The organism is Paenibacillus sp. 203, assembly GCF_037027525.1.
Taxonomy (GTDB): Bacteria; Bacillota; Bacilli; order Paenibacillales; family Paenibacillaceae; genus Paenibacillus; species Paenibacillus polymyxa_B.
Window position 1 is genome coordinate 432,161 of record NZ_JAXCHD010000002.1, and the last position, 19,864, is coordinate 452,024.

The 19,864-nt window shown below is 45.2% G+C and carries 16 protein-coding genes and 1 pseudogene; 6 read left to right on the forward strand and 11 right to left on the reverse strand.

The window, feature by feature from the left end; translation table 11 throughout:
* Positions 1-45 precede the first annotated feature (45 nt).
* Positions 46-1,077 (reverse strand): FUSC family protein, encoded by a 1,032-nt coding sequence (locus WA407_RS05150; RefSeq protein ID WP_172828310.1) that lies wholly within the window; start codon positions 1,075-1,077, stop codon positions 46-48.
* 186 nt (positions 1,078-1,263) lie between these two features.
* Here WA407_RS05150 and WA407_RS05155 point away from each other — a divergent pair, with 186 nt between their 5' ends.
* Both WA407_RS05155 and WA407_RS05160 read left to right on the forward strand, forming a co-directional pair.
* Entirely contained in the window at positions 1,264-2,592 is a 1,329-nt protein-coding gene (locus WA407_RS05155) for an MFS transporter (RefSeq protein WP_442952023.1), read from the forward strand.
* Positions 2,593-2,685: 93 nt separating this feature from the next.
* Positions 2,686-3,855: a glycosyltransferase family 4 protein gene (locus WA407_RS05160; RefSeq protein ID WP_336076913.1), complete on the forward strand. Its 1,170-nt coding sequence runs from the start codon at positions 2,686-2,688 to the stop codon at positions 3,853-3,855.
* Between the two features lie 56 nt (positions 3,856-3,911).
* Here the strand turns inward: WA407_RS05160 and WA407_RS05165 are convergent, their stop codons facing one another.
* The 6 genes and pseudogenes from WA407_RS05165 to WA407_RS05190 form a co-directional block, all read right to left on the reverse strand.
* Positions 3,912-4,544, reverse strand: a complete 633-nt coding sequence (locus WA407_RS05165) for a DUF2238 domain-containing protein (RefSeq protein WP_336076914.1) — start codon at positions 4,542-4,544, stop codon at positions 3,912-3,914.
* A gap of 24 nt (positions 4,545-4,568) precedes the next feature.
* The gene (locus tag WA407_RS05170) at positions 4,569-4,772 is read right to left on the reverse strand and encodes a YwbE family protein (RefSeq protein WP_254327879.1); all 204 of its coding nucleotides are present in this window, start codon (positions 4,770-4,772) and stop codon (positions 4,569-4,571) included.
* Between the two features lie 64 nt (positions 4,773-4,836).
* On the reverse strand, positions 4,837-5,577 hold the full coding sequence (locus WA407_RS05175; RefSeq protein WP_165175775.1) for a DUF1361 domain-containing protein: 741 nt from the start codon (positions 5,575-5,577) through the stop codon (positions 4,837-4,839).
* Positions 5,578-5,889: 312 nt separating this feature from the next.
* A pseudogene (locus WA407_RS05180) lies at positions 5,890-6,228 on the reverse strand (sugar phosphate isomerase/epimerase); the annotation flags it as partial.
* A 164-nt stretch (positions 6,229-6,392) separates the two neighbouring features.
* Entirely contained in the window at positions 6,393-8,945 is a 2,553-nt protein-coding gene (locus WA407_RS05185) for a beta-mannosidase (RefSeq protein WP_336076915.1), read from the reverse strand.
* 205 nt (positions 8,946-9,150) lie between these two features.
* The gene (locus tag WA407_RS05190) at positions 9,151-10,218 is read right to left on the reverse strand and encodes a LacI family DNA-binding transcriptional regulator (RefSeq protein WP_254327877.1); all 1,068 of its coding nucleotides are present in this window, start codon (positions 10,216-10,218) and stop codon (positions 9,151-9,153) included.
* 280 nt (positions 10,219-10,498) lie between these two features.
* Here WA407_RS05190 and WA407_RS05195 point away from each other — a divergent pair, with 280 nt between their 5' ends.
* The gene (locus WA407_RS05195; RefSeq protein ID WP_336076916.1) at positions 10,499-12,190 is read left to right on the forward strand and encodes an ABC transporter substrate-binding protein; all 1,692 of its coding nucleotides are present in this window, start codon (positions 10,499-10,501) and stop codon (positions 12,188-12,190) included.
* 76 nt (positions 12,191-12,266) lie between these two features.
* On the opposite strand, the gene WA407_RS05200 is transcribed toward WA407_RS05195, so the two are convergent.
* From WA407_RS05200 to WA407_RS05210, 3 genes are read right to left on the reverse strand one after another with little or no spacing between them, the layout of a single operon-like run.
* Entirely contained in the window at positions 12,267-13,490 is a 1,224-nt protein-coding gene (locus WA407_RS05200; protein ID WP_336076917.1) for an MFS transporter, read from the reverse strand.
* Between the two features lie 2 nt (positions 13,491-13,492).
* A complete protein-coding gene (locus tag WA407_RS05205; RefSeq protein ID WP_336076918.1) occupies positions 13,493-14,053 on the reverse strand; it encodes a GNAT family N-acetyltransferase in 561 nt (186 codons plus the stop codon).
* Positions 14,054-14,113: 60 nt separating this feature from the next.
* On the reverse strand, positions 14,114-14,476 hold the full coding sequence (locus tag WA407_RS05210) for a DUF2500 domain-containing protein (RefSeq protein WP_336076919.1): 363 nt from the start codon (positions 14,474-14,476) through the stop codon (positions 14,114-14,116).
* A 405-nt stretch (positions 14,477-14,881) separates the two neighbouring features.
* Here WA407_RS05210 and nrdI point away from each other — a divergent pair, with 405 nt between their 5' ends.
* From nrdI to nrdF, 3 genes are all read left to right on the forward strand, one after another.
* A complete protein-coding gene (gene nrdI, locus WA407_RS05215; protein ID WP_016819181.1) occupies positions 14,882-15,241 on the forward strand; it encodes a class Ib ribonucleoside-diphosphate reductase assembly flavoprotein NrdI in 360 nt (119 codons plus the stop codon).
* Positions 15,228-17,312: a class 1b ribonucleoside-diphosphate reductase subunit alpha gene (nrdE, locus tag WA407_RS05220; RefSeq protein ID WP_165175781.1), complete on the forward strand. Its 2,085-nt coding sequence runs from the start codon at positions 15,228-15,230 to the stop codon at positions 17,310-17,312. The genes nrdI and nrdE overlap by 14 nt, the downstream gene beginning before the upstream one ends.
* 218 nt (positions 17,313-17,530) lie before the next feature.
* Positions 17,531-18,496: a class 1b ribonucleoside-diphosphate reductase subunit beta gene (gene nrdF / locus WA407_RS05225; protein WP_029516760.1), complete on the forward strand. Its 966-nt coding sequence runs from the start codon at positions 17,531-17,533 to the stop codon at positions 18,494-18,496.
* Between the two features lie 98 nt (positions 18,497-18,594).
* On the opposite strand, the gene WA407_RS05230 is transcribed toward nrdF, so the two are convergent.
* Positions 18,595-19,848: an MFS transporter gene (locus tag WA407_RS05230; protein ID WP_336076921.1), complete on the reverse strand. Its 1,254-nt coding sequence runs from the start codon at positions 19,846-19,848 to the stop codon at positions 18,595-18,597.
* Positions 19,849-19,864 lie beyond the last annotated feature (16 nt).

Here is a 19,864-nt window from a genome sequence, read left to right on the forward strand (position 1 = left end):
TCCATCTGATTGATGAATGCGGTCGCTTTTCTTTAGGAAATTCGCCTATCTGCTCTCTTCTACAGGATGAATATGATCGGCCAGTCTGCTCAACCTCTCCAGCTGATGACCATAATCGTACATCGCCGCAGCGACGATGGACAGCCGCAGCATTCCTTCCTGACAATGGTCAAAACGTGTAATCGCATGCTTCATAAATTCACCGTTGGCTTGCTGAAACAATTCACTTTCGTCCTCATTCGGCTTTAGCTTATCTTCGAATTTCAGTAGAGCATGCTCGTGAAAACGAATCAGCAGCTCCAGATGACTGTCAAAAAAAGCATCCGTTCCCTTTGGCCGTAAAGACTGGAAATAGTGTCTTTCCACTGCATCCAGTACCTCATATCCTTTGTGCAAACTTCCGAGCATTTGTTTGTATACTACCATTTGTCTCGTTTGACTAAACTTGGAGCGCTTGAGCTTCTTCTGCTCTTCCTCGAACAAATGATATTTGTCCGACAGCGATTTAATGGCTCCCTCCAGATTTCCTTTTTCCTCTTTGAAGACAGACTCCTTAATCTCATCGGAAATGGCAGTACGCAGCAGCAAGGACATGCTGTTAAATACATTTTGAATCTGATTAATAAACTGCCTTTTCGGTTTCGGGGGAAAAACACTAACATTGATGACAAAAGCAGACACAATCCCAATCAAAGTGAGCGCAAAGCGGGTCACCGCAAATTTCCAGTCCCCTGAGGCTTCCATTACAGAAACAACGGTCACGAGTGTCAATCCAACCGTATCAGCCATATTTATTTTCAGACATATCATAAGTACCAATACACATACCAGTCCAACTGCAATCGGCTCATTCGAAAATACCATTCCGCCCAGCAACGCCATGATTGCACCGAGTGTGCTTGTTTGGAGTTGATCCAGAAAATAACGCCACGACCTATATATCGACGGTTGCATGGCAAAAATAGCGGCTATCGCTGCCCCCACAGGCGAATGGGTGTTCAAAAGCGTGCTCAGAAAAAGGGCGAGCGTCACTGCGATTCCCGTTTTTAACACCCGTGCTCCAAAAGCCAAAGCCATCCCTCCTGCTTACCTTTCAAATTTATTCATACCGAATTACTATAATGAAAATTCAATGTAAAGTCCATGCTTTATTATTACCCAAAACAATCGGAGATCAGGAATATTTATGAAATGTACAGTTCCTGCTAGAATACATATCAACAGTATTAACTTATTTGCAACACGTCACAGGAGGAACTCATCGTGCCATGGATTAGCAAAATGTTAGAAGAGCCCCGAAAGTGGCCGCGTAATATCCGATTGTTTTTTATGGCCAATCTGTTGTACCAGATGGGCACGGGAATGTTTTCTGTACTGTATAACCTGTATATCCAAGGGCTTGGCTTTGATGATGATATGAACGGCCGGGTGGTCAGCATGCAGGCGCTGGCGACGGCGTTGCTGTTCATTCCGGTCGGATTTTTGGGGGATCGGACGAGCCGCAAAAATATGCTGGTCATCGGCGCATTATTCAGCGGCCTGGCCTTTCTCGCCCGCACCTTTACAGATTCCAGCGGAAGCATGTTGGTATTTGCCGTAATCTCAGGTGTATTCGCCGCCTTTATTCAGGTGCTGGCTGTGCCTTTTTTAGCGGAAAGCATAAGTAAAGCCCAACGCTTAAAAATATTCAGCTATTACTCAGCTCTTGTACTGGCAGCCCAGGTTCTGGGTAGCTTCGGGGGTGGCGTACTCGCAGATGGGCTACAGACGTGGGGAATCACACCGCTATCCAGTCTGCGGGTTGCTCTGTTCCTTGGAGGAATGGCAACATTGACTGCTTTTATTCCTCTATTGTTCATCACAAAAACTACGGCAACCGTAGAAGCACCAGCTCCTGCCGAATCTTCACCTCAAACAGAAACAGAACAAGTACATACACCGCACAGTACATCCGATATCCCTGCCTTGGAGACGCCTGCTGCTGCTTCTGATCGCCGGGTTATTGGACAATTTGTTCTTGCCCAGTTTTTTCTTGGGTTAGGTTCAGGTCTGGTCATCCCGTATCTTAATTTGTATTTTACGAACCGCTTCTCCGTATCGCTCAGCGCAATGAGTTTACTGATTGCACTCGGCCAGCTTATGACCATCCTCTCCATGTTGATCGGGCCTACCCTCGGCAGCCGGATTGGACTGGTCAGAGCTGTAGTTGGCTTCCAACTGCTTTCGCTACCCTTCCTTCTCATTACAGGCTTTACGAACGTGCTATGGATCGCTTCCATCAGCTTTCTATTCAGGCAAGCGCTAATGAATGCAGCCAATCCGCTGCAAACCGCCATTCTCGTCGAACGTGTGTCAGATAAAAATCGCGGCATTGCCAACTCCATTCTCCAAACGACCTGGATGCTAGGCACCGCAGGTATGGGACCTGTACAAGCCTATTTGGTTACAACATATGGAAACTACTGGGGCTATGCCATCACATTTAGCATGACAGGTATTTTCTATATTTTGTCCTCCCTCGTCTATTACAGAATGTTCCGAGAAAAGCGCCCGTCCGCGGGCCAGCTTTTACAAAACCCGGCAAGCCCGTAAACAAAATCATGACACAATAAAAGCCGGAGCCTCCAAGCGGACTCCCCTGGAACGTCATAGGATAAATGAGAATGGCGGAGGAGGAATGAAGGCATGCTTCGAGTTGCATTATTTACGGACACGTATACGCCTGACGTGAATGGCGCTGCTCTGACCCTGGAACGATGGATTGGCTATCTGGAGACACATGGAGTATCTACGCTCGTCTTCGCACCGGAGGCAGACCATCATCTGCCCTCTGGGCCGGGTGTAGAGCGATTTCGGAGTATTCCCTTTTTATTGTACCGGGAATGCAGACTTGCGATCCCCAACGCCAAACAGATCAACGAGCGTCTGTCAGCCTTTTCCCCGCATCTGATTCATGTCGCTACTCCATTTAACCTTGGCCTGTATGGAACAAGCTACGCAGCCAAACACCATATTCCACTCGTCGCCTCATATCACACCCATTTTGATAAATACCTCGAATATTACAAGCTTCGCTGGCTTGAACCTGCGTTATGGAAATACATGCTCTGGTTTCACAGACATTGCGAAAGGGTATATGTCCCTTCTCAATCAACCATGGAATTGTTGCGCAATAAAGGAATGGGACAGCTCGAAATCTGGAGTAGAGGCATTGATACTGACCGATTCCAACCAAAGGTGGACCGTAATGCAGTTTGGAAGAAATGGGGCGTTCATGCAGATGCATTTGTTATTTTGTATGTAGGCAGGCTTGCACCGGAAAAGGGGATAGACACATTACTGGATTCCTATCTCCAGTTACCCGATGACGTCCGCGCAGCCTCTGTGCTGGTCATTGCAGGAGATGGTCCATTGTATAAGGTCAAAACTGCAGCGGATCTAGGGGTGCCGGAGCATGCAGTTCACTGGCTTGGTTTTGTGAAAGGGCCGGAATTAGCTGAACTCTACGCCGCAGCCGACGTATTTCTCTTCCCTTCCACCACGGAAACCTTCGGCAATGTTGTACTGGAGGCTATGGCGAGCGGTACACCTGTGGTCGGTGCCAATGAAGGCGGGGTAAAAGATAATCTAATCCATGGAAATACAGGGCTATTGTGTCCTGCTGGGGACTCCGCTGCCTTTGCCAAAGCTGTACAGCTGTTGTACGAGGATGCCTCACTTCGTGATGCTATGTCCAGAGCGGGTAGAGCCTACAGTCTGGAGCAGACATGGGACCGTATTTTTGAAAGGCTACTGGCCAGCTACATGGACGCAGCAACCCTACACCTCGACAGCCGTCCCATGACGCGAATGTAGCCTTCAAAAACAGGCAATTTCAGATAGCATGATAGTGGCGGGTTAAATAAATTCTGCTAATACCTTAATTGCTTCAGCAGCTTGTTATGTACCCCACTCAACAAAATCACTGCGGTCAAGGCGCCGATGAACGCAAGAAGCATATCCCATTGAGTATCCCATACATCTCCCTGTGTGCCTAAAAAGGCTTCTGCTGCCGTTCCGGTTGCCTTGGCTACAGCAAACTCAATCAGCTCATACACAGCGCTGATCGCAAGACACACACTAACCGTGAGGAAAGTAAGCCAGCTCCCGCTTCCCAAGGCCGTTTTACGCAACAGCACTTCTCTGACAATGAGTGCAGGTACAAAACCTTGTACAAAATGCCCAAGTCGATCATAATAATTGCGCTCCAGTCCGAACATATCCCGAATCCAGTTGAACAGTGGCATTTCGGCATAGGTATAATGTCCACCGACAATCAGGATCAATGCGTGCAGCCAGATTAGGGTGTATACCAGATTGGTAAACCGAAATCTACGGTACAAAGCCGCCAGCAGCACAGCTCCCAAAACTGCCGGGAGAACTTCCAGTACCCATGTAAAGTAATCCGCCGGGCGAATTAAAGACCAAATGAGGGCAAGCACCAGCAATACAAGTAAAACAAGCGGGTAGCGATCATTTTTAGACCATGCCGTTGCCTGATTCATCTTCATTCCTCCTCAGCCAAAGCTCTATCCTTCGTTCGTTACGATATGTTTGACACGCCCAACCTGTCCGTCTGTCAAACGCACTTTGATTCCATGCGGATGACGCGGGGAATTGGTCAAAATATCTTTCACCGTTCCTCGCGTCAACTTACCAGTAGACTGATCCTTTTTAAGCACAATATCCACCTGAAGACCAGCGCGGATATCGGATCGATTCTGTCCGTTCATTATAGCTATTCCTCCTTTGATTTTACATTTTTTGATGATATTCAGCCACTCAGCTGCAATCAAATCACCAGCGACGCCATTCGTCCTGGCGGTTGTTCCCCATCCAGACTACGCACATCGTGGATACATAGCTGACGAGCAAAATGACGAATAGCATCCCACTAAACTCCACAAAATGAGTACGTTGCAAGGAGTCTGCCCATATGGAAGATACCTGTGCATACAGTTGAGAGGGCGCAGAAACAATATCCCATGTGTTCCCTCGAAAGAAACGGCCAATGTAAATACCCAAGCTGCTCAACAAGAGTACCGCCAGCATAAACAGCCAACTAACAAGCCCACCACGTGCACGTTGTACCAACTGTCGTACGGATTCGAGCGATACAAAACCCATTGTCAGGCCAAGTACGGCTACCAGCAGCATTCCCAGTACATGATTCCAAAAGTACGGATTGCCCCAGAAACGTTGCTCCCCGAGAAATGGATATCTGGCGAATACATGCAGCAAATCTGTGATCAAGTAGGGTGTATTGGGATAAAAGAAAAGCCATGCCGCCCCCATAACCCAGAGTAAAAATGTCCTCGTTCCCCGCCTCCACGAGCTGTACATTACATCAAGCAGTAACGTCAACAGCATAGGAATCCAGGCCAACATCATATTCCACCAAATAAAAAGATAAGGGCGGCCCCCTGAGGGCAGTCGCACGTTAATGATCCACAATGTACTGATTACGGAGCATAAGGCCAGTGCTAAGAAAACATAGAGTTTTAGTGGATAATTTAACGATCTTAAACGGGCATACATATGTGTCTTTCCCTCCTTGTAACCGTCCTGCCTTCCTGACGTTCCAATTTACACCTGTTCTGGACAGTGTACACCACAATGGCTTCAAGCTCAATGGAAGCGCTCTACCTCTGCATCAATGAACACAAAAAAGCATCTGTTCTCCGGGAATGGACTTCATCCCTGAAAAATAGATGCTTACTGTGTTTTAAACTTCACTCACAGGTAAAGGCGTAGCTCCGGTAGTTTTAATATTCGGGCAGCATGAATTAGCGTAATATCGCTAACGGCTTATAAATTTCGTCACTAACCCCGTCCATTCGCCATCCGGCGTCCGGAATGCACAATTACCGCATTTGCTCCATAATGATGCGCATATTCCACAGATTGCACCAGCAGCTCTATCACACGTTGTCGCTTGCTTTCATCGTCAAACCCGAGCAGAACGGAATTCGTGCCGTAATCCGGATCTGGTGTATGAGGAAATGTATTGTGCACACTCGATATGCCATTGTTCCCCGCTCAATCATAGGTTCAAACGTCGTTAGCATTTCCCGGGTAATGTTATAGTTCAGCTCCACCCTGCTAAAGCCCAACTGACGGATTTCCTCTACAAGTTCTCGGCCGACCGTATGCTTTTTTTATATTCCAACAGTTAGAGGCTAAATAGATAGATTGATTTCTTACAAATGATCTGTTATCACTTAACTCCCAAGTTCTCTTTTGTTATGTATATTAACATTATGAAGACGCTCTACATATCATAAAACAAATTTATATTATAAAAAAAAGCTTATCCATCATCTACTTAAAGACGGATAAGCTTTTACTGTTGTCTAACCTTGTATCCAATTGACCAGCGAATGTACTGTCAATGTACCCGGCGCAGCTGTCACAAATGCTGATGAACCGTTGCGCATGGCCAAAAATTCCACTGTCTTCGGAATACCAGGAGCCAGATCCAGATGGTTGTCGCTGAAAATACCTTCCTGCTCTGCCGATAACCACACGTGTCTAGCAAGTACATCCGAACACAGCATGAATCTGCTGCCCCCGCTTCCCTGAATCTCTGTCACTTCAATTTTTGCCTGGGGTAAATCCATCTCTTTCGTGTCTGCAAAATAAATTTCACCAGAGGCCACCTGTTCACCATTCTGCGTTAGACGCGCGACCAGCATATGCTCCGCACGGTTCAGGCCACTCAGCCATTTGTCGATAGGCAGTATATGTACAATTCCTGCACCGCCTGCTGGTTGCTTTACCTTAACGTTCTCTTCATGAATTGCCTGGCTGCTACGAATATGCAAAAGAGTCAGCCGCAGCGTACCTGATATCGGCTCTAGTGTATCGTTGACCAGATGCAGGGCCTTATTCCCCTGTTCTGTATCTGTTGCACTCAACAGCACATCAGCAAAGCCGCGCTTAGCCGTATATTGGAGCGCCTTCCAACGACCAAAATAGTCCATACTCGACCAGGAGGCAACGGGCCAGCAGTCATTCATTTGCCAGTATAATGTTCCCATGCAATAGGGCTTGTGACGACGATGCGCCTCTATAGCTGCTTTCATTGCTTCTGCCTGTAAAATTTGGCTCATGTGAAGAAAACATGTAAAATCCTTTGGCTCTCGCATGTATCGCTCCATATATTCTTTAATCAGACGATTGCCCGCATCGTTCTTCTGATGTGCCAGCATCACCTCAGATTCCAGCTCCAAATCCTTCTCTTCCGCATAAGTACGAACAGACTTGTATTCAGGAAAGGACTGAAAACCATATTCACTCATAAAACGACCCACATGTACATGATAATTCTCAAACGGCTCAGACGCGTGCCATACACCCCAATAATGAATATCACCTACAGTTGAAGACCGATGGGCATGCTGGTTCCGATCTCTGGTCAGGTCAATCAGCGGGGAGGAGGGCCAATAGGCTGTCTGCGCAGACCAGGTGTGTACCGCCTCCGGTAGAATCCGATGAAAGAGTGTTTCATAATCATTCCATAGGCGTTCCCGTTGCTCAGGTGTGTAGTCCTTTTTCCAGCCCCAGCCTCCATTCTCTTCATAATGCGCCCATGCAGAATCGATCTCATTGTTGCCGCACCATAAGGCAATGCAGGGATGATGACGCAGCCGCTTAATATTGTCCTCGGCTTCCTGTGCCACATTGTCTATAAAATCCTCATCCCCCGGGTACATACTGCAGGCGAACATAAAATCTTGCCACACGAGCAAACCGTATTCATCACAAAGCTCATAAAATATGTCTTGTTCATAAATACCGCCACCCCACACCCGCAGCATATTCATATTCGAGGCGGCTGCACTGGCAATTTCATACCGATATCGTTCCATCGTAACTTCAGTGACAAAGCTGTCATTCGGAATATGGTTAGCCCCTTTTGCAAATACAGGAATTCCGTTCAGCTCAAAATAAAAGCTCTCTCCTGCTGCATCCCGTTCACGTACAAGACGGATGGAACGCAGTCCCGTTTTTACTGATTTTTCCGCGATTACAGCTCCTTGTTCTTGCTCCACCAATTCGGCCACAAACGTATATAAATGCGGCTCCCCCAGTCCACGGCACCACCACAGCTTCGGCTTCTTCATCTCCAGCTCCAGCTCGACCGTCTGCTTCCCCTTCAGCAGCCGTACCGGCTTGGACCACACCTTCCCGTCAGCGGAAATACGCAACTCGGCATCTCTAATCTCATCTGCATTTTCGATCTCTACCACTGCCATGAGTTTAGCCCCTACCGAATTCACCTCGTCCTGTCGAATAAACAAGTCTCTCACGATTAGACCGGACCACGCCTCGATCCGGACCTCTCTCCAGATACCGCTCGTCACAAGCCTCGGTCCCCAGTCCCAACCATAGTGGTAGGGAGCCTTACGTGCGAAAACGCTTACCTTTTTGTCGGACAAACCACCGATCTCGGACTGATCATTGGGGGCAGGGAGTCCATAATCTAAGTTTTCCAGCTTGGGTACATCTTCAGCAATCGGAGAACGAAAACTGATTTCCAGCCGATTTTCCCCTTGCTGAACAATTGCCTTCACATCCTGTCTCCATACCCGAAACATATTATTGGCTGACAAGACATATTGGCCATTCACTTTTACATTCGCGTATGTGTCCAGACCTTCCAACACCAACTCTACACATTGACATTGAAGCTGATCTGCATTTATCTCAAAATGGGCTTCATATATCCAATCCTGCTTATCAATCCACTGTACCTCCATCTCGTTCATACCAATAAACGGATCAGGAATTTTGCCATGTCGTAAAAGATCAGTATGCACACAACCCGGCACTTTCGCGCTGAGCCACTCATCACTTTGTGCTTCCCTAAACCTCCAGCCATCCAACCCTATCACATTAACCATCGTTACAAGCCTCCTATAAGCACGATTGGGAACATCTGGATTCGTCAGTAACATAACAAAAATAACATTAAGCTAACAAAATAGTCAATTGTTTTTTAGAACAAATGACAAAATACAAAATAAAAGTCGCCCTCTGCCCCTAAACAGGCTAAAAGCGACCTCCTTCGTCTTCACGGTGTATGGTGTCATAACACGTATCTGGACATTAACTATATGTGATTGTGCTGATGGGACGCTCACGGTCATCATTTTCCCGACGGATCCGGGGTGCATGAACTTCCCGTACGAATAGCTCAGCATGTAGCAACTTTTTCTCGACAGGCGAGTTCGGGTTCGTTATGCGCCATAACAACTGGTCCACTGCACGCATTCCCAGCAATTCCTTATCCACTCTCACCGTGGCATAAATCGGCATTTGTTCATTCGTATCGTCAAACCCGGTCACTCCGCAACGCCTCGGAACGTCAATCCCCTTTTCTTTCAGCACATCCACGACTTGCGCAGCAGTCACATCATTAGCACATACAAAAACCTCAGGCAGTTCGTCCTCGGACAACTTTTCCATTTCCTCAGCAAGCGCTTGCGCTCCCCTGTGAAGAAGAGCTTTAATCTGCCGCAATTCTACTCCGCTCATTTCCAGTGTGGAACGATATGCTTCCCAGCGTTCGTAGAAACTGTGAGCGTCATCAATATGACCCACAAACTGAAAGCGGGTATAGCCCCTACACAGCAAGTCCTTCATTAATTCACTCATGCATGTGCGATTATCTGTAAACACCGTATCACTTAAAAATGCAGAATCCCAATGATCTACCATGACGACCGGAATACCCATCCGATAAATGTTCAGCAACAATGAAGTTGAAATCGTCCCTACCGTGATAATCCCTTTAATCGACTCTGGATTCAGTAAAGAAAACATATCTTCAGTCGAGGGCTCCGTTAACGTGATCATATCCATACCCTTACGGTTCAGACGCTCGGAAATCCCTTCAAATACAGGCCCCCAGTATCTGGATTCCCTGTTCTGGTACCTAATATTCGGAAATAACACTAGCACGGTACCCGACCATTCTCTGGTATCTGTGTCCCGAGGCTCTACCCCTGTCATTTTGGGATGACTGCGAAAATAGCCCATCTGGGCGGCAAGCTTGACCAGAACCGCCCTTGTCTCTTCACTTACACCGGGTTTGCCTGACAGTGCACGCGAAACAGCGAACTTTGAAACACCCGCCGCATCCGCAATTTCTTGCAACGTTACTTTTCCACGCATCTTCTCACCCAACCCTATTCGGAATCTTTTTCTACCTTAATCTTTCTAATACACGGGTGTACCTATAAACTGGTACCATCGTAGCATACTTTGTTTTAGATCATCAAATGATAGATTTGTACAAATCCACACCCTCCACCAAAATATGTTTGCTTAATAAAAAAACAAACCGCATAACAAGCAATTATAAATTACTTGACGTGAGGTTCTTTATTTCCTACAATTTACTATTGAAAGCACTTACATTGTGTAAATCATACTTATTAAGGGGGATTTGCAAATGTTCAAGAACAGGTCGGTACGACAGAGTTCCATTCTACTCCTGTCTTTGCTGCTGCTCGTTACAACGGGCTGCGCGAATGGAACAGACGGTAAGGCAGAAAAGGAAGATCCTAATGACACCAGTCCCATTACTCTTACTTTCTTTGGCGGTGATTCTAGCTCTAACTGGAACAACATGAAGGATGCTGTCGGGCAGGAAATTATCAAGAAAACGGGTGTTACGCTAAATGCCGAACATGCTGTCAATGGTCGAGGCGAGGAAAAATTTGCTTTAATGGCAGCAAGCGGAGAGTATCCAGATCTCGTGTACCCCAAATCAGACATTGGCAAGTTGGTCGATGCCGGAGCACTCATTGACTTAACCGACCTCATTGACAAATACGGCCCTAACATTAAAAAAGTGTATGGAGACTATTTTAATCGTATTAAATATAGTAGTGAAGATCCAGCCATCTATACGATCCCGACCAATTTGGGTGTGGATCACATCGCGTTTGATGCACAAGCCGGCTTCGAAATTCAGCATCAGGCACTTAAGAAGCTCGGATACCCTAAAATCCGCACCGTTCAAGATTTTGAAAAAGCACTTAAAGATTATGTCGCCAAATACCCTACCACCAATGGCCAGCGAACCATCCCCCTATCACTTGATGCCGAAGACTGGAAAATTCAAATTACAGTGACTAACCCGGCTGTTACTGCTACAGGTGGACCCGACGATGGCGAATATTATATTGATCCTAAAACACACAAAGCCATTCTTCACTACAAGCGCCCAGAAGAACGCGAATATTTCCGTTGGTTGAACCATATGTACAATGAAGGACTGTTGGATAAGGATACTTTTGTGCAAAAAAGTGATCAGTACAAGTCCAAAATCGCCGCAGGCCGTGTCATCGGACTCATTGATCAGGAATGGAACTATCAAGATGCCGAAAATGCGCTCAAGGCAGCAGGTAAGGATGAATTCACTTACGCCCATTTTCCAGTCACTTTAAATGAGAAATACGAGGACCATTCCCTCCAGCCCATTGGCTTCGATACTGCATCCGGGATCGGAATTACAACCTCATGCGAAAATCCGGTGCGAGCTATCAAGTTTCTGGATTTTCTGGCCTCCGACGAAGGACAAATTTTACGTAATTGGGGAATTGAAGGCCAGCATTACAACGTAGAGAACGGCAAACGAGTCATTCCGGCGGATGTGCAACAACGTAAAAACACTGATAACGCTTCTTTTAGCAGAGAGTCAGGAATCGGTTTGTACTGGATATGGGGGCCTCATTATGGCGATAGCGTGAAGGACCCTTCTGGCAACTATTACACAACCAATTATCCAGAGATGATTACCGAAAATTATAGTCAAGCCGAAAAAGAGTCCCTTCAGGCATACAAAGCCCAGACGTGGAAAGACCTGTTTCCGAACGAAAAGGATTTTCCGGTAAAAGAGTGGGGTGCTGCCTACAACATGCCTGTTCCGACCGATACGAATTACAATGTTATTTATCAAAAGTCGCAGGACATTGTACGCAAACGGATTCCTGAAGCTGTACTCGCCAAGCCAGATCAGTTCGACGCTGTGTATGACCGCATGCTCCAAGAGCTGGATCAGGCAGGTGTGCCAAAGGCTGAAGAAATCTATACTGGCCTAATCCAAAATCGGCTGAAACTGTGGTACGGTGAAAAATAAGGTTTGCTTGCTTTTTAATGAAATATTATAGGGCTGACAGACCATGCTGTTCAGCCCTTCTACATTAACTTTTACATTAAATATTCTGTTTGGTTTCTTTCTCTTTCCAATAATTAACATTTCCTGAAACACGATGGACGTAAAACAATAAAATGATTGGAATCAACGCAATCCCGCCACACATCACCCAAGATATTTGAATCGGCGTTTGATCGGAAGACAAATCCGTAAAATTTCGACTGATGATCCCTGTCACGATTAAACCTACGCACATGCCTAATTGTGAAATCGCAGAATCCAGAGATAGTAATGTGGAACGATACTCATTCGTGATTCTTTTGTTGAGAAAAATTTGTTTGGCAACCGGGTACATCCCGCGCCCAATCTCATAGATTAAAAAGGTAAGCAATACAGGATAAAATGTGTTGAACGCCCCGGCTAAAATGAGCCAGACCCCTATCATGCCGCAAGCATACACGAGTATATGTACATCACTGTATCGTGCGCCTAGCTTTCGAACTAGATAACTTCCCAAAGTCATACATAGTGAATACCCTGCCTTGATAAACCCCATAATCCAAATTCCTTGTTCGGAAAGGCCAACCAGACGTGGCTGTTGAAATGTATTCCCCGCTGAGTTCGAAAAGCTGATAAATAAACCAATCATAAACACAATCCAGATAGACTTATCTTCAAAACCGATACGGACACTTTCTCCGATAATCGTTTTAATGCGAGTAGTAGACGTCTTTCGATGAGCAACATTCTCCTCATCCATATAAAAGGAGCATAGAAAAATGCATACAATAATAGATAAAATGCTAGCCGCCCATGGAAGTGAATAGTTAAAAGTTGCGAGGAAGGCCCCCAACAGACCACAAATAAATCCCGAAATGTACTGTATACTGTTAGAGGTTGTAAAAAGAACTTCCATGGGCTTATCACTGTTTTCCACAACCCAGGATTCTAACGAACCTGATTGTAAACATATAGCCAGACCCCCAAAGACTTGCGCAAACACAAGTACCCCGATATGATGTGTCCAAACGAACAACACACTGTAGACTAGAAAACAACAAAGTCCCAAAATAACGGAGATTTTTCTTCCATACTTATCTGCAATCGCCCCTGTGGGTATCTCAAACAAAAAAATACTTACAAAAAATACAACCAGTAAGAAGTTCGCACTTTGCAGAGAAAGTCCTTTAGCTAATAGAAATAGGATGAGCGTAGTCCCCGTGATTTCACTCATAAAAAATTGAAGAAAGCTGACGGAGTAAAATAGCTTATGAGGTTGCACTTTCAGGATTCCGTCGCTTGCTCTGCAGCCTCATATTCACTTCGCAAAATCCCCATCTGAATAATGTCATAGTATTGCCCTTCCCTGAATAGCTTTTCCCGCAGCCGCCCTTCTTCCTTGAAGCCGCAGGCCAGATAGCAACGGTGTGCACGTTCATTGAACGCATAGACCTCCAACTCCAGCCGATGCAGGTTCAGCGTATGAAATGCGAATTTTTGTAGCAACCGGATCGCTTCCCGTCCGTAACCTTTGCCCAGATCACCGTCACGCCCGATCACAACACCAAGGGTGGCGTGCCGATTCACCCAGTTGATTTTGAATAAATCCAGTTGTCCGATATAGTCCAGTGTGTCTTTATGCGCAATGACAAAACCTTTGATATCGGGGTTGCCGTCAATCATCATTTTTACAAAGGATTCGCTATTCACCTGTGAATGCGGGTAGATAAACACGTCGCTTAAACCACGTGTGATTTCCGGGTCATTGACCCATTTTCGGATATCTGGTATATCTTCTTGACGGTATTCTCTCAATACAATTCGTTTTCCAATGATATGCGGCATCGTAATCTTCCCTCCAAATTATGTATTTGTTTTGGCAATACTAACTCCCCGCCAACACCTTTATGCTTCCATTACTCTTACAAACTCCAGAAAACGTGTACCTTTATAATGAAGCTCCCCACGATCCCCGATCACAATCATACCAAAATCCGTATCCTTCACCTCCAGCTCCATACGCTCACCCCCGTCAAACTCAAAGGTGATATAATAATATGTCGAAGCTGAAAAATCGCCTGATCCCCCACGCACTCTCGTCCGTTTATCCACAACCTTACATGAACGTTGTACCCGTTCGGCTGCTTGATTGGACAGGCCTGCTCCTATCGTTTTGACAATTCCCATAATGATTACAAAAGCAATGAGTCCAAATACGATAAAAAAGATCATATTAAACGATTGAAATTCCATAAAATCACTTCCCATTCACTTCATCCTTTCTACAGTAAAATGTAAATTTTCCATTCTATTGCCCATTGACAAATGGTACATCTTCACCCTCAAAAACTCCAATACTTTTTTAACATACTTACGAAAAAAAAGTTCTTTCGCTCTTTTCCGCACCCCGCTTGGACTTATACCCGATCTGGGTCCTCTGATCCCCTCTAGACCGATTGACAAAACTATATATAGATATAAAATAGAAAATGTACTCTAAATATAGTGTAAAAAACGTATTTATGCCCGATATCTTGAAGATACAGGTATGAAAATACATGTAAATATAGAGTCAAAATCTTAAATGGCGCAGCCAGCAAGGGATTCCATCTATAATAGATCCCAGGCAATGCGTTTTCTTTTTTCGTTAATTGTTTAAGGAGGTTGCATACCATGCTGATTGCATATGATTCGAAGACCGGCAATGTAAAAAGATTTATAAACAAGCTCAAGCTTCCAGCGGTTCAGATTGAGGAGCAAATGACTATAGAAGAACCTTACGTACTTATTACATATACAACTGGGTTTGGGCAGATACCTGAGAGGGTATCTTCCTTTTTGAAAAAGAATGCTCAAAACCTTGTTGGTGTAGCTGCAAGCGGCAACCGTAACTGGGGTGAGAAATTTGCCAAAAGTGCGGATTTGATTGCCGATCATTATAATGTCCCCGTGATTAGTAAATTTGAATTATCTGGAACGTTCGGAGATGTAGAGCGTTTTAAACAGGAGGTGAGCCGAGTTGCGGCATATTGAATTGAACAACATGTTGATGAAACGCGATACAGACGGCTTTTTCCAATTGGAAAAAGACCAAGAGGCTGTAGCAGAGTTTATGAAGGAAGTTCAGGAACGGAGTTTGAAGTTTGCTGACACAGCCGCTCAAGTGCTGTATATGATTGAGAATGATTATTACGAAAATTTCTATAACAGCTACACGGCTGACGAAATTAATGATATTTTCCATATCACTCATAGCTATAATTTTAAATTTCCTTCCTATATGGCAGCATCCAAGTTTTACACCGACTATGCAATGAAGAGTAACGACCGGAAAGTCTATCTGGAACATTACCCTGACCGGGTTGCTGCTGTCGCGCTGCATTTAGGACGCGGTAACGCCGATACGGCACGCCTGTTGTCCCGCTCGATGATGGAGCAACGCCTCCAGCCAGCTACACCAACCTTCCTGAATGCAGGCAAAAGCCGCCGTGGGGAATTGGTATCCTGCTTCCTGCTCGAAATGGACGACTCCCTGAACTCAATCAACTATGTGCTGAACACCTGCATGCAGTTGTCCAAAATCGGGGGCGGTGTTGCGGTCAACCTGTCGAAACTGCGGGCACGCGGCGAAGCGATTAAAGGCGTAGAAGGCGCAGCAAAAGGCATTATGCCTGTGCTGAAGCTGATGGAAGACGGCTTCTCCTATGCGGATCAAATGGGGCAACGTAAAGGCTCTGGGGCAGCCTATTACAACATTTTCGGATGGGACGTGCTTGAGTTCCTGGATAGCAAAAAGATCAATGCTGACGAAAGAGTACGTCTCAAGACACTTTCTATTGGATTGCTGGTGCCAAACCGCTTTTACAAGCTGGCTCAAGATAACGAACCGCTGCATGTATTTGCTCCTTACAGTGTGTTCAAAACCTATGGAACGCATCTGGACGACATGGATTTGGATGAAATGTACGACACGTTACTCGCTGACGATCGGGTGAAGAAAAAAATAGCGATGAGCGCACGTGACATGCTGACGAAAATTGCCATGATTCAGTTGGAGTCTGGTTATCCATATATCATGAACAAAAGTAACGCGAACCAGGCACATGCTCTTAAAAACGTGGGTCAAGTCAAGATGTCGAACCTATGCACGGAAATCTTCCAGTTGCAGGAAACTTCCGAAATTACAGATTACGGCCAACAGGATACCATCCGCCGGGACGTGAGCTGTAATCTAGCTTCTCTGAACATTGTAAATGTGATGGAACATGGCAAAATCCGCGAATCCGTTCACGAGGGTATGATTGCTCTCACCTCGGTCAGCGATATGACCCAAGTCGCTAATGCACCGGGTGTTGCGAAAGCAAACCGTGAAATGCACTCCGTCGGACTGGGTGTTATGAATCTGCACGGCTATCTTGCCAAGAACAAAATTGCGTATGAAAGCAATGAAGCAAAGGACTTTGTCCGTACCTTCTTCATGACGATGAACTATCATTCCATCGAAAAAAGTATGGAAATCGCTAAAGCAGCTGGACAAAGCTTTTATGGATTTGAGGAATCGGATTATGCGACAGGCGTATATTTTGACCGATACCTGAACACAGATTATCGTCCAACAACTGCACGTGTACAAGAGTTGTTCAAAGACATCTATGTTCCGACTTCAGCGGACTGGGACAAATTAAAAGCAGATGTGATGAAAAATGGTCTGTACCACGCCTATCGTATGGCGATTGCGCCGACTGCTAGCATTTCGTACATTCAAAATGCAACATCCAGCGTCATGCCGATTGTTGAGCAGATTGAAACCCGTACCTATGCCAATTCGACGACCTACTATCCAATGCCTTATTTGCAAAAGGATAACGTGTTCTTCTATAAATCTGCTTATCAAATGGACCAGTTCAAAGTGCTTGATCTGATTGCAGAAATCCAGCCGCACGTGGACCAAGGAATTTCGACCGTGCTTCATGTGAACAGTGACGTGACTACGCGTCAGTTAGCACGTTGCTATCTGTACGCTGCACACAAAGGACTTAAATCGTTATACTACACACGCACCAAAAAGCTGTCTGTGGAAGAATGCCTCACCTGCTCCATCTAAAGCATAAAGGGTAACAAGCTGTAGTATAAAAATTAGATTTTGAATAGATATAGATGCTTTGCATTAGAAGCTGTATCCAGCGTGTGGTTCAGACCTTTACGGGACTGGACAGACCCTCGCGGATACAGCTTCCGTATGTCAAGCATACGATGATTCGCCTGCACTATTTCAATGTGTGTTTTCAGGGAATCTCGCAAGCTGAAGGGAGAATGCTAACAATGACAGGTATACAAGCTGTAAACTGGAATCGCTCGGACGATGATTTTACACTGATGTTCTGGAACCAGAACATTATGCAATTTTGGACGGATGATGAAATCCCGTTGTCTGACGATAAAATGTCCTGGGTAACCCTCAGTGATATCGAAAAAGAAGCCTACATGAAGGTGCTGGGCGGCTTGACGCTACTGGATACCATTCAAGGCGGCGTGGGTATGCCGCAAATTATGGAGCATGTGGACGGACTACAGCGCAAAGCCGTACTAAGCTTTATGGCGATGATGGAACAAATTCATGCCAAGTCATACAGTAGCATCTTTACAACGCTAGCTTCCACGGAAGAAATTGACGGTGTATTCCGCTGGGTGGAAGAAAATCCCCATCTCCAAACCAAGGCAGAAACCATTCGTCAGTATTATATGAATATCCACACACCGAAAGACCTGTATCTCGCGATGGCAGCGTCGGTGCTGTTAGAAAGCTATTTATTTTATAGCGGCTTCTTCTACCCTCTTTATCTGGCGGGCCAGGGCAAGTTGACATGCAGTGGAGAAATTATCGATTTGATCCTACGGGACGAAAGTATTCACGGTGTGTACGTAGGTGTACTGGCACAGGAGATTTATGCAGAATTGGATGAGGAAGAACAACGTGATCTTTACCAGACGCTGGTAGGCTTGTTGCGCTACTTGCACAATAACGAGGAACAATACACCGAGCAAATTTACACTCCTATTGGACTCGTAGACGATGTGAAAGTCTTTTTGCGCTACAACGCCAACAAGGCCATGATGAACTTGGGCTTTGATCCACTGTTTGAAGAAGAAGAAGTTAATCCCATTGTATTCAACGGCATCAGCACCCACACTAAGCAGCATGATTTCTTTTCTAAAAAAGGAAACGGCTATGTGCGGGCGATGAATGTAGAGCCGCTGACAGATGATGATTTTAATTTTGGCGTATAAGTACAAATACGTGAAATTAATTTAGCAAGGTGATACTATGAAGAGCCATCCGCATGCGGATGGCTCAGACTGTAAACAAAGTAGATAATTTACATATTTTAGGATTTTGCAAAATCCTCATTTACTTGCGTTCGCTTATATAAAACTGGTATTGCCGCTGCTATAAGGATTATACCCATAAAAGCGGGTGCGGCATGACCAAGTGATACATAGATTTGACCTCCAATGATAGGCCCCATCATTCTTGCTAAAGCCTGAATAGATTGACTACCTCCTTGAATCCTTCCTTGTTCATTAGAATTGACAGACTTGGAGAGCATCCCATTAAATGAAGGCCCAAAGATCGAATCACCAAAACCAAATATAAACATTCCAGCGATAAAAAGAGGATAGAATGAGAACAAAGCAGATAGCGCAATAAGACTATAGCCTATAATCTCCGAAACCATTCCAAGAATGGCTATCTGTTTATCACTAAGTTTTCTCAAAAGCTTTGGCATGATGAAACCTTGAGAGATAATGTCTTGGACACCCATAATTGAGAACATAAGTCCGATTAGTGCAGGCTTCCAACTAAAAGTATCCATTGTAAATTGTGAAAAAACGGCCTGTAAAGATCCGTTGGGTATCCAAAGTAAGAACGCCGAGATAAGTAGCCTGTTTAAGTTTTTCATGGAAAAAAGCAGGTTTGCAAGCTGTATGAATGGATTAAGTCTTACAAAAGTAATTTCTTTCAGTCTATGTTTCTTGTCAAGGCTCTCAGGCATAAAAAAGAATCCATATATAACATTCACTAAAGTTATAATTGCTCCAAAATACATGGGTACAGAATAACCAAACTTGGCAAGTAATCCGCCTACAGTTGGGCCAATGACGGTGCCTACACCTACAACCGCACTCACCCATCCAAAGTATTTAGTTCTCTGTTCTGTAGGAATGATGTCTGCAAAATAGGCGAAGATCGTGCTTATGCTCCCACCTGTTATACCCTCTATTATGCGTCCCGCAAATAGTACCCATGGAGCTCCTCCTATGCCAAAAACCAAGTAACCGATTGCGGAACCCAAAAGACATACTAAGAGCAATGGACGACGGCCATATTTGTCACTCAGAGCTCCAAGCACGGGGGCCGCAAAAAACACGCAGAAGGCATAAACAGAAGTCAGCAGCGTGACAACGATAGCTTGTTCTCCCGGATTGCTTATATAAGGCTGTACTAAGAAAGGGACAACAGGTGCTATGATACTGAAGCCTATTCCGCAAAGAAACACAGAGATAAGACCGAATATTAAAGCGTGTTTATCTACGGTTTGTTCTGTGTTCTGTTCATTGTGTGATCTAAATTTGAACATTAAATTCTCCCCTCAA

Bases quoted from the DNA above. Each gene is read 5' to 3' on its own strand.
- WA407_RS05150 (WP_172828310.1), bottom strand. From the start codon at position 1,077: ATGGCTTTGGCTTTTGGAGCACGGGTGTTAAAAACGGGAATCGCAGTG.
- WA407_RS05160 (WP_336076913.1), top strand. From the start codon at position 2,686: ATGCTTCGAGTTGCATTATTTACGGACACGTATACGCCTGACGTGAAT.
- WA407_RS05165 (WP_336076914.1), bottom strand. From the start codon at position 4,544: ATGAATCAGGCAACGGCATGGTCTAAAAATGATCGCTACCCGCTTGTT.
- WA407_RS05170 (WP_254327879.1), bottom strand. From the start codon at position 4,772: ATGAACGGACAGAATCGATCCGATATCCGCGCTGGTCTTCAGGTGGAT.
- WA407_RS05175 (WP_165175775.1), bottom strand. From the start codon at position 5,577: ATGTATGCCCGTTTAAGATCGTTAAATTATCCACTAAAACTCTATGTT.
- WA407_RS05185 (WP_336076915.1), bottom strand. From the start codon at position 8,945: ATGGTTAATGTGATAGGGTTGGATGGCTGGAGGTTTAGGGAAGCACAA.
- WA407_RS05190 (WP_254327877.1), bottom strand. From the start codon at position 10,218: ATGCGTGGAAAAGTAACGTTGCAAGAAATTGCGGATGCGGCGGGTGTT.
- WA407_RS05195 (WP_336076916.1), top strand. From the start codon at position 10,499: ATGTTCAAGAACAGGTCGGTACGACAGAGTTCCATTCTACTCCTGTCT.
- WA407_RS05205 (WP_336076918.1), bottom strand. From the start codon at position 14,053: ATGCCGCATATCATTGGAAAACGAATTGTATTGAGAGAATACCGTCAA.
- WA407_RS05210 (WP_336076919.1), bottom strand. From the start codon at position 14,476: ATGGGAAGTGATTTTATGGAATTTCAATCGTTTAATATGATCTTTTTT.
- nrdI (WP_016819181.1), top strand. From the start codon at position 14,882: ATGCTGATTGCATATGATTCGAAGACCGGCAATGTAAAAAGATTTATA.
- nrdF (WP_029516760.1), top strand. From the start codon at position 17,531: ATGACAGGTATACAAGCTGTAAACTGGAATCGCTCGGACGATGATTTT.
- WA407_RS05230 (WP_336076921.1), bottom strand. From the start codon at position 19,848: ATGTTCAAATTTAGATCACACAATGAACAGAACACAGAACAAACCGTA.